This window comes from Stenotrophomonas sp. SRS1, assembly GCF_026130205.1.
GTDB classification, from domain to species: domain Bacteria; phylum Pseudomonadota; class Gammaproteobacteria; order Xanthomonadales; family Xanthomonadaceae; genus Stenotrophomonas; species Stenotrophomonas rhizophila_B.
In genome coordinates this window covers 1,042,866-1,054,890 of the sequence record NZ_JAINFD010000001.1, presented here as the reverse complement: position 1 = coordinate 1,054,890, position 12,025 = coordinate 1,042,866, and the positions used below count along the sequence as shown (strand labels likewise).

The following is a 12,025-nucleotide window of genomic DNA, read 5'->3' as shown; positions in this document are numbered from 1 at the left end:
GCCGCCGTGCTGGCGTTGGCGCCGTTGATGGCGCTGGCGCAGGGCGATGGGGCAGGACGGGAGATGACCATGGTCACCTTCAACCTGCACCACGACCGCGAAGACTGGCCGGCCCGCCGGCAGGTGATCCTGCGCGAGCTGCAGGCACTCAAGCCCGATGCCATCGCCCTGCAGGAAGTGATCCAGAAGCCCCATGTGCGCAACCAGGCCGCATGGCTGGCGCGCAAGCTGGGCTACGACTATCAGTTCGTCTCCACCGATCCGCCGGGTCGTTTCAAGCGCTATGGCAATGCGTTGCTGACACGTCGTCCGGTGCTGTCGCGCAACGACCACCTGCTGGCGCCGCTGGGCGACTACCGCACCGTGGCGCATCTGCGCATCGATGTGGACGGTCGCCCGGTCAATGTCTATGCCACGCACTTGAACGAGCGCTCGGACGAGGTCGGCAGCCGCATCCGTGGAGAACAGGTGGCGGATCTGCTTGCCTTCATCGCGCAGAGCGCAGGCGACGCGCCGGTGGTCGTGGCGGGGGACTTCAATGCACTGGTGGATGCCGGTGATCTGAGCGAGTTGCGCAACCACTATGGCGACAGCTACGGCAGCGTGCACGTCAACAACGAACTGGCCCAGGTCAGCACGCTCAACCGGCACTACTACGACGCGCCCTCGCGCATCGACCATATCTTCTTCCAGCAGGATCGACTGCTTGCCCGTGAGGCGAAGATCCTGTTCGACCAGCCGTACGCCGATGGCCGCTGGGCCTCGGACCATTACGGCGTGTGGACCCGGCTGCAGTTCGCGCCGGCCATTGGAAACGCCGGCGCGACGACGCCCTGAGGTGCGCGCCGCGTCGTCGGTGACGGCGTAGCACGCAAACGGCCGCATCCACGCATGGCGTGGATCTGCATTTGATGTATCCCGTGCAGGATCCACGCGTGGCGTGGGTCTACCCTTGTTGCATCCGATGGCCTGTGTAGATCCACGCCATGCGTGGATTGCTCTCAGTGCCGCCCTCATGACCGCCTGACGCACGCCGCTGCCTGCGCCATCCAACCCCCCAAACGCAGACAGCGGCCCGAAGGCCGCTGTCTGTTTGTTGCGTCACTCACTCAGGATCAGAGCGTGTCTTTCTTTTCCTGGTCGGCCTTGTCGCCTTCCTCGGCCTGCGGGGCATCGGTGGGGATGTCCTCGCGGGCTTCGGCCTGCGCGGCCTGTTCGGCGGCGTTGGTCGCGGCCGGGGTTTCGCTGGCGGCCGAACCGAACAGCTGGCCGTTGTGCACGACCGGGCCGGCCGGGGCCGATTCGGTGCGGGCCTGCGGGGCTGCCGGCTGTGCCGGGGCCTGGGTCGCATCGACGGCATCCAGCATGCTGGTCTGCACCGGTGCGACGGTCGGCTCCTTCACTTCCTGCGGGGCGGTCTCAACGACCGGAGCCGCCGGAGCAGCAACCGGAGCCGGAGCCACCGGTGCAGCAACCGGAGCCGGAGCCGCCGGAGCAGCAACCGGAGCCGGAGCCACCGGAGCAGCAACCGGAGCCGGAGCCGCCGGAGCAGCGACCGGGGCCGGAGCCGCCGGAGCGGCAACCGGAGCCGGAGCCGCCGGAGCAGCGACCGGGGCCGGAGCCGCCGGAGCCGGCCTCGGGCTTTCCACGAACGGCACCGGGTCGTTGTAGGAGGCCGGGGCCTTCTCAGCGACCGGCTCGACGGCCGGCGCAGCGGCCTTCTCGACGACCGGAGTCGGGGCCTTCTCGGCCACCGGTGCCGTTACCGGGGCCGGCTCGGCATGACCGGCGGTCACGACCGGGCTGCTGACCACGGCGACCGGAGCGGCGGCAGCAACTGCCGCCACCGGGGCCGGGCGCGGGGCCTGGACCGGTGCGGGGGCAGCGGCCGGCGCGTTGCCGGATTCGTCGTCGAACTCGAACTCCGGCTGCGGCTGACCGTTGTTGGCCACCTGACGCTCGGTCGGGGCAGCGTTGCCGCTGTCCTGATCGCCGTCCTGGTCGTCGCCATCGTCATCCAGACCGTTGTCATCACCGTTCAGGCCATCGCCGCCGGCAGCCTGCTCGCCATTGCCACGACGACGACGACGGCCGCCGCGACGACCGCGACGACGGCGCGAGGCGCCTTCACCGGTACCGTCTTCGGCATTGGCCGGCGCATCACCCAGTTCGGTGGCGTCGGTATCGCTCAGCTGTGCATCCTCGGCCGGGGCGGCCTTGGCCATTTCCTGGGCGTGGGCGGCCGGCGCGACGGCATCGGTGGCCACCACGGCCGCCGCAGCGATCACGGCGGCGTCGGCAGCGACCGGTGCAGCGGTGGTCGGCTTGGGGGCATCGGCCTGCGGCTGGCGCGCGGGCTTCTCGCTCACGGCCGGCTTGTCGCCGTCGTTCTGCTGCGGCTTGGCCTGGCCGTTCTGGCCCTGCTTCTGCTTCAGCTTCGGCTGCTGCTGGTCATTGCGCGGCTCATTGCGCGGCTTGGCCGGCTGCTGCTCGTTGCGCGGCTTGCCCTGGCCGGGTGCCTGCACCTGTGCCGCATTGCCATTGGCCGGTGCGGCGGTGTCCTGGCGGCGTTCGTCGCGACGCTCGCCCTTCGGGCCGCGTTCGCCACGCTCACCACGGTCCTTGCCACGGCCCTGCGCCTGCGCATTGCCGTTGCCACCACGTTCGCCACGCTCATCGCGGCGACCGTTGCGGTCCTTGCCGTTGCGATCCTTGTTGCGACCGTTGCGGTTGCCGTCCTGGCCCGAGCGGTTGCTCGGCTGCGGTGCGGCGGCCGGGGCCGGTTCGCCACCGAAGATGCGCTTGAGCCAACCCACCACGCCGGTTGCCGCCGGGGCGGCAACGGGGGCGGCGACCGGGGCCGGTGCGGCTTCCGGTTCCGGGGCTTCACGCACCGGGGCCGGCTGGCTGTGCTTGACCTGGGTCACCACCGGGGCGACCGGGATGTTCAGCTGGGCCTTGGTCAGTGCATGCACCGGCAGCTTGCGCGGGGTACCGCGCTGGTAGCTCGGTTTGCCGCTTTCCTCGCCCAGCTCGTTCTCACGCAGGCGGGTCACTTCGTAATGCGGGGTGTGCAGCTGCTCGTCGGCGACGATCACGATCGGCGCGTCATGGCGCTGTTCGATCTCGCGCAGCGCGCTGCGCTTTTCGTTGAGCAGGTAATTGGCGATCTCGACCGGGGCCTGGACCAGCACCTGTCCGGTGTTCTCCTTCATCGCATGCTCTTCAGCCACGCGGATGATGGAGAGAGACAGCGACTCGACGCTGCGCATGCGGCCATGGCCGTCGCAACGCGGGCAGACGATCTGGCTGGATTCGCCCAGGCTCGGACGCAGGCGCTGGCGGCTCATTTCCATCAGGCCAAAGCGCGAGATGCGGCCCAGCTGCACGCGCGCACGGTCGTACTTGAGCGCGTTCTGCAGGCGGTTCTCGACTTCGCGCTGGTGCTTGTTGGAGGCCATGTCGATGAAATCGATGACCACCAGGCCACCCAGATCGCGCAGGCGCAGCTGGCGGGCCACTTCTTCAGCCGCTTCCAGGTTGGTCTGGAAGGCGGTGTCCTCGATGTCGCTGCCCTTGGTGGCGCGCGAGGAGTTCACGTCGATGGCGGTCAGCGCTTCGGTCTGGTCGACCACGATCGAGCCGCCCGACGGCAGGCGGACGTTGCGTTCATACGCGCCTTCGATCTGCGATTCGATCTGGAAGCGGTTGAACAGCGGGATGTCGTCCTTGTAATGCTTGAGCTTGCGCAGGGTCTGCGGCATCACCTGCTGCATGAACTCCTGGGCGGTCTCGTACAGCTCTTCGGTGTCCACCAGGATCTCGCCGACATCGGCGCGCAGGTAGTCACGCAGGGCGCGCACGATCAGGCGCGATTCCTGGTAGATCAGGAACGAGGCCGGCTTGGTCAGCGCCGCTTCGGCGATCGACTTCCAGACCTGCAGCAGGTAATCCAGATCCCACTGCAGCTCTTCGGCATCGCGGCCAACGCCGGCGGTGCGGATGATCACGCCCATGTCGTCGGGGATGTTCAGCTTGTCCAGCGCTTCTTTCAGCGCGGCGCGGTCTTCGCCCTCGATGCGACGCGAAACGCCACCGGCGCTCGGCGAGTTCGGCATCAGCACCATGTAACGGCCGGCCAGCGAGATGAACGTGGTCAGGGCAGCGCCCTTGTTGCCGCGCTCTTCCTTGTCCACCTGGACCACGACTTCCTGGCCTTCACGCAGCAGTTCGCGGATGCCGGCCTTGTTGTGGTCAACGCCAGCCTGGAAGTAATCGCGGGAAATTTCCTTCAGCGGCAGGAAGCCATGGCGCTCACCGCCGTATTCGACGAAGGCCGCTTCCAGTGAAGGCTCAAGGCGCGTGATGCGACCCTTGTAGATGTTCGACTTTTTCTGTTCCTTGGACGGCTGTTCGATGTCGATGTCGTACAGCGTCTGGCCATCCACGATGGCTACCCGCAGCTCTTCAGCCTGCGTGGCATTGATCAGCATTCGCTTCATTCTTGCGTTCCTCGCGCGCTGCTACCGCGCGGAACGCCATGGGGTTTCGCTTCTGGTCACGCTTCACCGCCCATCGCGCATGCGCGGGGAGGGCGGTTTGGGTTTCCAGCGCTACAACACCACGGCAGGCCGCGGGAGCGCTTCATTTGTTTTGGTTTGGGTGTAACGGGGCCGGAGGCAGCTTTCAGCCAGGCTGGAGCGCCACAGGGACATGTTCAGCGCGAATGCGTGTCAGACATCCGGCGATGGCCGGGACCGCCGGTGAGCCGCTAACATGGCCGCCCCGGGGGCGGTGGCTGCGCACTGTGCCGGAATCGCGGGAAGTCGGGCTTCTGGCCCAGAGCAACTTCCAACGAAATCAATCCCTTATCTCGCCCGCCGAGTGTAACAGAATAAAAGGCCAATGACCGTTACCGAGCCCACCCCCAAAGCCGCTGAAGCCATGACCAGCGTACGTATCATCACTGTCCCGGCCGACCGCGCCGGGCAACGCCTGGACAACTTCCTGCTCGGCCAGCTCAAGGGTGCACCGCGCAGCCTGATCTACAAGCTCGTCCGCAGTGGCCAGGTCCGCGTCAACGGCGGCCGCGCCAAGGCCGAGCGCAAACTCGAAGGCGGCGACGAAGTCCGGGTCCCGCCGGTCCGCCTCAACGAGGAGGGCGACAAAGCCGGTCCGCCCGCTGCGTTCATGAAACGGCTGGAAGATGCCATCGTGTTCGAAGACGATCGGCTGCTGGCGCTGAATAAGCCGTCTGGCGTGGCCAGCCACGGCGGCAGCGGCATCAGCTTCGGCGCGATCGAAACGCTGCGCGCCCTGCGCCCGGGCAAGACCCTGGAGCTGGTGCATCGGCTGGACCGGGATACCTCGGGCCTGCTGATCGTGGCCAAGAAGCGCTCGGCGTTGAGCGAGCTGCAGGCGCTACTGCGTGAAGACCACGGCGCCGGCATCCGCAAGCGCTACCTGACCCTGCTGGCCGGCCGGATGCCCGATGGCACCATGACCGTGGACGCCCCGCTGCACGTGGGCTTGCGCCAGGGTGGGGAGCGGCATGTGCAGGTGAATCCGATCGGCAAGGAGTCGATCAGCCACTTCAAGGTGCTGGAGCGCAAGGGCGGGCATTCATATTGCGAGGTCCGGATCGAAACTGGCCGCACCCACCAGATCCGCGTGCATGCCCAGCATCTGGGTCACCCGGTGGCCGGTGACGACAAGTACGGCGATCCGGACGTCAACAAGCGGCTTCGTGAGCAGATCGGCCTGAAACGGCTGTTCCTGCACGCGGCCTCGCTGGAGTTCGCGCTGGACGCGGGCAAGACGCCGTATCTGATCAATGCACCGCTGGCCGAGGAGCTGGTCGAGGTGTTGAACCGGTTGAAGTGAGCGCCGGCAGATAACGCCGTGCCGAATGGAGGGTAGTGCCGGCCGCTGGCCGGCTCTGCACCGTCACCATTTGAACAACACCAGGCTGATCGCCAAGCTGCCCATGCCGGCCACCAGGCCGTACACGGTCTCGTGGCCCTTGGCGTAGCGCTTGGCCGCCGGCAGCAGTTCGTCCAGGGCCAGGAACACCATCACGCCCGAAATGATCCCGAACACCCAGCCGAAGGTGGCGTGGTTGAGCACTCCTGAGAGCACCACATACCCGATCGCCGCGCCGATCGGTTCGGCCAGGCCGGACAGCAGGCTGGCGCCGAACGCATAGAACTTGTTCTGCGTGGCGAAATAGACCGGGACCGCGATGGCGATGCCCTCGGGGATGTTGTGGATGGCGATGGCGAAGGCCAGCGGCATGCCCACCGACGGGCTTTCCAGCGTAGCGAAGAACGTGGCCAGGCCCTCGGGGAAGTTGTGCGCGGTGATCGCCACCGCCGTCAGCAGGCCGACCCGCTTGATGTAGGCCTTGTTGTTGTCGCGGAACAGGGGGTCCTGCTTGTCCAGGCTTTCGTGCGGGTTCGGGATCAGATGGTCGATCACCACGATCAGCAGCACGCCGACCAGGAAGGCGGCCGTGCCGTAGGCAAAGCCCATCCGGGCGTCGTACGCCTGGGTGAACGAGTCGATCGCCTTGTTGAGGATCTCGGTCAGCGAGACGAAGACCATCGCGCCACCGGCGAAGGCCAGGCCGAACGCCAGCAGGCGCGGGTTGGGCCGGCGTGAGAACAGCACCATGAGGCTGCCCAGCGCGGTGGCCAGGCCGGCGGCCAGGGTGACCGCCAGGGCGATCCATACGTTTTCACTGGAAATATCAGGCATCCGCCAACGCGTCCTTGTAGAAGTGCAGCGCGCCCCGGGCAACAACACCGGGGCGCGGAATAGGGAGCACGAGGTTTGCGGCGGCTGACCTCAACACAACGCGGCGATCAGCCGCCGCGGCGCAACCGTTCTTCGACCGCGAAGCACTGGTCCGGCTTGGGCTGCGGCGGGTTGAAACTGACCGGCACCTGGATCGTGGTCGGGACCGTCTGCCCGGCGCGGGTGGCCGCCTTGAACTGCCAGGCCTGTACGGCCTTCTGCGCCTGCTCGTCGAGCTGGGCGTTGCCGCTGCCACTGGCGAGCTGGACCTGGCTGGGCTGGCCGTCGGCGGCGATGGTCACCTTGAAGGTGCTGGTGCCGCCGATTCCCTGGCAGGCCAGTTCGATCGGGTACTCCGGCGGTGGCGTCTTGACCGCGGCGACCTCGGTGGGCGCAGCGACCGGGGCGGCCGGTTCGGCGGGTGTCTTGTTGCAGCCGGCCAGGGCGGCCAGGGCAAGGCTGGACAGCACGATGTACTGCAGTTTCATTGGCTTACTCCGTCAGGGCCGAGGCTTTCGCCGCGCAGATGAAGTCGTTCTCGCTCAGGCCGCCCACATCGTGGGTGGAGAAGCGCACCACGGCGCGGTCGTAATGCACGCCCAGGTCCGGGTGATGGTCTTCACGATGGGCCACCCAGGCGAGCGCGTTCACGAAGGCCATGGTGCCGTGGTAGTTGTCGAAGCGGAAGGTACGGGTCAGCGCTTGGCCGGCCTCGGCCAGCTCCCAGCCGGGAATCTGGGCCAGCAGCTCGGTGACCCGGGCGGTGCCGAGCTTGTGGTCGCTGCCTTTGCGTGGCACGCAGTGGGCTTGCGCCAGCGGAATCAGGTCGGCCATGGGTTCCTCCACATCTGTATGACTGAACAATGCGCGGTCCGGTGTATAAACCGAATGAGCGCATCACAAGGGATTGGCTAGAATAGCCCGATGATCCAGATATCCGACACTGCCCAATCCTATTTCCGCAAGCTGATCGAACGTGAGGCCGTGCCCGGCATGGGTGTGCGCCTGACCGCCGTCGATGCGGGTACCCCGCGCGCCGATGCCCGCCTGGAGTTCGCTGATCCCAGTGAACTGCTGGGTGATGAGTGGGCGGTGGACTGCGATGGCTTCACCCTTTACGTGGCCGCCGCCAGTGTGGCCTGGGTCGATGGCGCCGAGATCGATTTCGTCACCAATGCCACCGGCAGCCAGCAGTTGACCATCAAGGCGCCGAAGATCAAGGGCGAGGCGCCGACCGAAGGCTCCTCGCTGGTCGAGCGCGTGCGCTGGGTGGTGGAGAACGAAGTCAATCCACAGCTGGCGTCGCACGGTGGCAAGGTCGCGGTGCAGGAAGTTTCCGCCGATGGCGTCGTGCTGCTGCGTTTCGGCGGCGGCTGCCAGGGCTGCGGCATGGCCGATGTCACGCTCAAGCAGGGGATTGAAAAGACCCTGATGGGGCGGGTGCCGGGCATCACTGCGGTGCGCGATGCGACCGACCACGAGAGTGGCGACGCGCCGTACATTCCCCGCGGCACGGCAGCCTGATCCCGCTGCGTGCCACTGCGCCGGGCTGACGACATCCTCGAGTGGCTGCTGGCTCGCCAGCCGGACACGCGCTTTCTTGAAAAAACCACTGGCCTCCCCTATGGGTGGGGCCTGTGGCTGCGTGCGTTGTCGCCGCTGCCGCGTCCGTTCCGGGCCAGCGAAGTGCTGGCCGAGCTGGCCCAGCGCGCGCCGCTTCCGCAGGGCGGGCGCCTGCCTGAACTGAGTTTCGTCCAGGCGATGCGTCGCCTGCTTTGGCAAGGCTGGGATCCGGCCCCCCGCGATCAGCGCTGGATGCGCTGGACCTCGGCCGTGATCAGCGCGTTGCTGCATCTGATGTTCGCGCTGTTGCTGCTGTGGGTCGCCTTGATCCGGCCGCCGAGTGAGCCGGAGCAGGGCGGTGAGAGTGGTCGCGTGCAGGTCGCGTTCGTCGGCCGTGGCACGCCGCAACAGGAAGAGGGTAGCCAGCCGCCCGCAGCCGAACCGGCGTCCGCCGAAGCCGCCATCGCAGCCGCGATGGCCAATGCGCAGGCGATGGCCCAAGCCGAAGCCGATGCGCGCGAGCCGTCCGCATCCGCACCGCAGCCCGCTGCCACGCCCGCGCCGCCCAGCGAACCGCAGCCAGCACCTCCCTCGCCAGCGACACCGGCGGTGGAGCAACCGGTGCAGGCGACGGACGTGGCCCAGGCGACATCCGATTTCGTGGTGCCACCCACCAGCGTGCCCCGCACCGAGGTGCGCGTGGTCACGCGCGATCCGCAGGACATCGCCGTGCGCGAGCGCACCGTGGTGACCGTGGAAGCGCCGACGCCGCGCAGCAACGTACCGACGCCGCGCCCGGTCGAGCCGCAACTGCGCACACCCGAAGTGAGCGTGCAGGAACGCCAGGTGGCCGTCATCGAAGCGCCGGCACCGGCCGTCAGGGTGCCGGGCCCACAGGTGGATGCCAGCGTTCGGCAGCGCGAGCTGCAGGTGCGCGAGCGCGAGATCCGGCCGGTCACCGCGCCGGCGGTGACGGTCGCCACGCTGCCCACGCGCGAGGTGACCGTGCCGGGCCGATCGCCGGAGGTCGCCGTGCGCGAACGTGCCGTACCCAATGCCGCACCGCGCCCGGCGCCACCGTCGCCAACTGCGGCGAGCAGCACTGCCACGGCATCGGCGCCTTCTACTTCTCCAGGCGCCACCCGTGCGCCCGGCAACCGCGCGTCGACCCCGGCCGGTTCGTCCACCAGCCAGGCGGCAGCAGCGTCGGGCAACTGGGCAACGCCCAACCGCGCGGACGACTGGGGTGCGGCCAACCATCCGCAGGATGCCGATCTCAACGGGCGGGCGGTCAGCGCGACCGGCAAGAGCGGCGGCAGCCTGTTCAATGCCGATGGCAGCGTGCGCGTGCCAGGGCAGGCGGGAACCGGCAACACCGAGCGCGGTGCACCCGGCGGCGAGAAAGACGGCTGGAGCAAGGAGCGCATCGCGCAGTCCGGCACCTGGCTCAAGCGTCCACCCTATGACTACACCCCGACCTCGTTCGACAAGTACTGGGCGCCCAACGAATCACTGCTGGCCGAGTGGGTCCGCAAGGGCATCAAGGCGGTCGAGATCCCGATCCCGGGCACGAGCTCGACAATCTCCTGCGTGATCTCCGTCCTGCAGTTCGGTGGCGGGTGCGGCCTGAGTGATCCAAACATGCAGGACCAGCCTGCCATCGCCCGGCCGCCGCCGGACATCCCGTTCAAGAAAGAGCTGCAGGAAGACAACGGCAGCCGATGAGGCTGCGCCTCATCGGCAGGTAGAGCCACCCCATGGGTGGCTGCCCTAGGGTCAGCATCATCGGGCGTCACAGCCACGCATGGCGTGGCTACCCGGATACGGTTACGGCGTCGCGGCGCCTTCGTCCAGTCCCACGTCTGCATCGCGCAATGCCACGAACGCCCAGAACGGCACGTTGCTGTCACTCCAGTAGCGGCTGGCTTCGTCGAGCACATCCAGCAGCGTGTCGAAATCGGCGCCGGCATCGCTGCGCAGGGCATCGGCGTCGCTGAAGAACAGCGCATAGCCGTTGGCCGGCAGCCAAGCCAGGTCGCGCAGGTTGTCGGTCAGTGCGTCCCAGTTGCCGCCAAAGCCGGTTGGAAAATCCAGGCGGGCGGCCAGCCGCATCAGCAGCGTGCGTTTGTCGTGGCAGCCGTCCAGGTCGATCTGGATCACGCGCAGGCCGGCATCGCGCATCGCGGCCGACAACGGGGCGACATCGTCATTGCCGATCGCATAGATGCCGGCGTTGTTGATGTCGTGCAGGCCCAACTCGAATCCGTCATGCGTCATTGCCAGCTCCCGGCAGGTGGAACGTCGAAACTACGGAACGTTTCATAGTGATCATCGGTGTAGAACCAGCCAGTAGGGGGTGTGCCGCCGGTGACGATGCGCCGTGCGCCGCGATTGCCGGCACCGGGCGTGTCCACCGTGTATTCGTGGTAGTAACCGCGCGGCCGCTGCGGCAGGCGTTGTTCGCGGTTGCTGAAAATGCTGCCGTCCTGCCGGTGCGGGAACGGGCCGCCGCGCTGGATCAGCGCGATGGTGTCGCGCGCCTCGGCGGGCAGGAACGGGGGCAGGGGATCGCGCGCTGCCTTGGCCGATGCCGGCGATGACGTCGATGACGTCGCTGCACCGGCGGCCGGCGCCGCGTCCGGTTGCGTCAGCGATGGCGCGAACTGCGGCGCGGGCGGACGCTGGGCGAGCTTGATGGCGGCCAGGCCACCGACCAGCAGCACGATGGCGATCAACAACAGCAGCGGCTTGCGCATGAGGGGCCAGGAGCGATGAGCGAGGCGACTACTCTACTGCGATCACCGGTCCGCACGGTGAGGCGCAGCCGAACAGGCGTGCTCCGCTGCAAGAGGGCCTGCGGCACCTGCGCGTCACCGTCACTTTCGCGTAACGATCCCGACACGCGATCGACCGCGCAGGACGAAGTTTCCTTTACATGGCCCTTGGTAAGCTCATCGGCCATCCCCATCATCGACTCCGCAACGCCCGGTCTTTGCCGGGTGAGTGAGCTACCAGGAGAACCACATGGCCTATACCCTCCCCAAGCTGTCCTACGCCTACGACGCGCTCGAGCCGCATATCGACGCAGCGACGATGGAAATCCACCACACCAAGCATCACCAGACGTACATCAACAACGTCAACGCCGCGCTGGAAGGCACCGAGTTCGCCGACCTGCCGGTAGAAGAACTGGTCAAGAAGACCAAGTCCCTTCCGGAAAACCTGCAGGGCGTCGTGCGCAACAACGGCGGCGGCCATGCCAACCACACCCTGTTCTGGACCGTGATGTCGCCCAACGGCGGCGGCGCTCCGGTGGGCGACGTGGCCAAGGCGATCGATTCGCAGCTGGGCGGCCTGGAAAAGTTCAAGGAAGCCTTCACCAAGGCGGCCCTGACCCGTTTCGGCAGCGGCTGGGCCTGGCTGAGCGTCACCCCGGACAAGAAGGTCGTGGTGGAAAGCAGCGCCAACCAGGACAGCCCGCTGATGGACGGCAACACGCCGATCCTGGCGCTGGACGTGTGGGAACACGCGTACTACCTGAAGTATCAGAACCGTCGCCCGGAATACATCGGCGCGTTCTTCAACGTCGTTGACTGGAATGAAGTCGAGCGTCGTTACCAGGAAGCCATTGCCTGATCGGCAGGGTCACCTGACACACGAACGGCCA

At 67.3% G+C, this 12,025-nt stretch carries 11 protein-coding genes; 5 read left to right on the top strand and 6 right to left on the bottom strand.

Annotated elements, in window-relative coordinates; translation table 11 throughout:
* Window positions 1-27 precede the first annotated feature (27 nt).
* Entirely contained in the window at window positions 28-837 is an 810-nt protein-coding gene (locus tag K4043_RS04655) for an endonuclease/exonuclease/phosphatase family protein (protein ID WP_265308548.1), read from the top strand.
* Between the two features lie 278 nt (window positions 838-1,115).
* Here the strand turns inward: K4043_RS04655 and K4043_RS04650 are convergent, their stop codons facing one another.
* On the bottom strand, window positions 1,116-4,502 hold the full coding sequence (locus K4043_RS04650) for an Rne/Rng family ribonuclease (RefSeq protein WP_265308351.1): 3,387 nt from the start codon (window positions 4,500-4,502) through the stop codon (window positions 1,116-1,118).
* 442 nt (window positions 4,503-4,944) lie between these two features.
* Between K4043_RS04650 and K4043_RS04645 the strand changes: the two genes are divergently transcribed.
* A complete protein-coding gene (locus K4043_RS04645) occupies window positions 4,945-5,883 on the top strand; it encodes an RluA family pseudouridine synthase (protein WP_019182886.1) in 939 nt (312 codons plus the stop codon).
* A gap of 63 nt (window positions 5,884-5,946) precedes the next feature.
* Here K4043_RS04645 and zupT read toward each other — a convergent pair whose 3' ends face one another.
* The 3 genes from zupT to K4043_RS04630 all read right to left on the bottom strand — a co-directional run bounded on the left by zupT (window position 5,947) and on the right by K4043_RS04630 (window position 7,629).
* Window positions 5,947-6,756 carry a zinc transporter ZupT gene (gene zupT / locus K4043_RS04640; protein WP_123730763.1) on the bottom strand — a complete coding sequence of 270 codons (810 nt, stop codon included), beginning with the start codon at window positions 6,754-6,756 and terminating at the stop codon, window positions 5,947-5,949.
* 107 nt (window positions 6,757-6,863) lie between these two features.
* Window positions 6,864-7,283 carry an energy transducer TonB gene (locus K4043_RS04635; protein ID WP_123730764.1) on the bottom strand — a complete coding sequence of 140 codons (420 nt, stop codon included), beginning with the start codon at window positions 7,281-7,283 and terminating at the stop codon, window positions 6,864-6,866.
* 4 nt (window positions 7,284-7,287) lie between these two features.
* Entirely contained in the window at window positions 7,288-7,629 is a 342-nt protein-coding gene (locus K4043_RS04630) for a 4a-hydroxytetrahydrobiopterin dehydratase (RefSeq protein ID WP_019182889.1), read from the bottom strand.
* 90 nt (window positions 7,630-7,719) lie between these two features.
* Here K4043_RS04630 and K4043_RS04625 point away from each other — a divergent pair, with 90 nt between their 5' ends.
* Both K4043_RS04625 and K4043_RS04620 read left to right on the top strand, forming a co-directional pair.
* The gene (locus tag K4043_RS04625) at window positions 7,720-8,319 is read left to right on the top strand and encodes an NfuA family Fe-S biogenesis protein (protein WP_123730765.1); all 600 of its coding nucleotides are present in this window, start codon (window positions 7,720-7,722) and stop codon (window positions 8,317-8,319) included.
* A gap of 9 nt (window positions 8,320-8,328) precedes the next feature.
* Window positions 8,329-10,083 (top strand): hypothetical protein, encoded by a 1,755-nt coding sequence (locus tag K4043_RS04620; protein WP_265308350.1) that lies wholly within the window; start codon window positions 8,329-8,331, stop codon window positions 10,081-10,083.
* A 102-nt stretch (window positions 10,084-10,185) separates the two neighbouring features.
* Here K4043_RS04620 and K4043_RS04615 read toward each other — a convergent pair whose 3' ends face one another.
* Window positions 10,186-10,635, bottom strand: coding sequence for a barstar family protein (locus K4043_RS04615; protein ID WP_123730767.1), 450 nt, complete (start codon window positions 10,633-10,635; stop codon window positions 10,186-10,188).
* A complete protein-coding gene (locus K4043_RS04610; RefSeq protein ID WP_265308349.1) occupies window positions 10,632-11,114 on the bottom strand; it encodes a ribonuclease domain-containing protein in 483 nt (160 codons plus the stop codon). Before K4043_RS04610 ends, K4043_RS04615 begins: the two co-directional genes overlap by 4 nt.
* A gap of 268 nt (window positions 11,115-11,382) precedes the next feature.
* Here K4043_RS04610 and K4043_RS04605 point away from each other — a divergent pair, with 268 nt between their 5' ends.
* Window positions 11,383-11,994: a superoxide dismutase gene (locus tag K4043_RS04605; protein WP_123730769.1), complete on the top strand. Its 612-nt coding sequence runs from the start codon at window positions 11,383-11,385 to the stop codon at window positions 11,992-11,994.
* Window positions 11,995-12,025 lie beyond the last annotated feature (31 nt).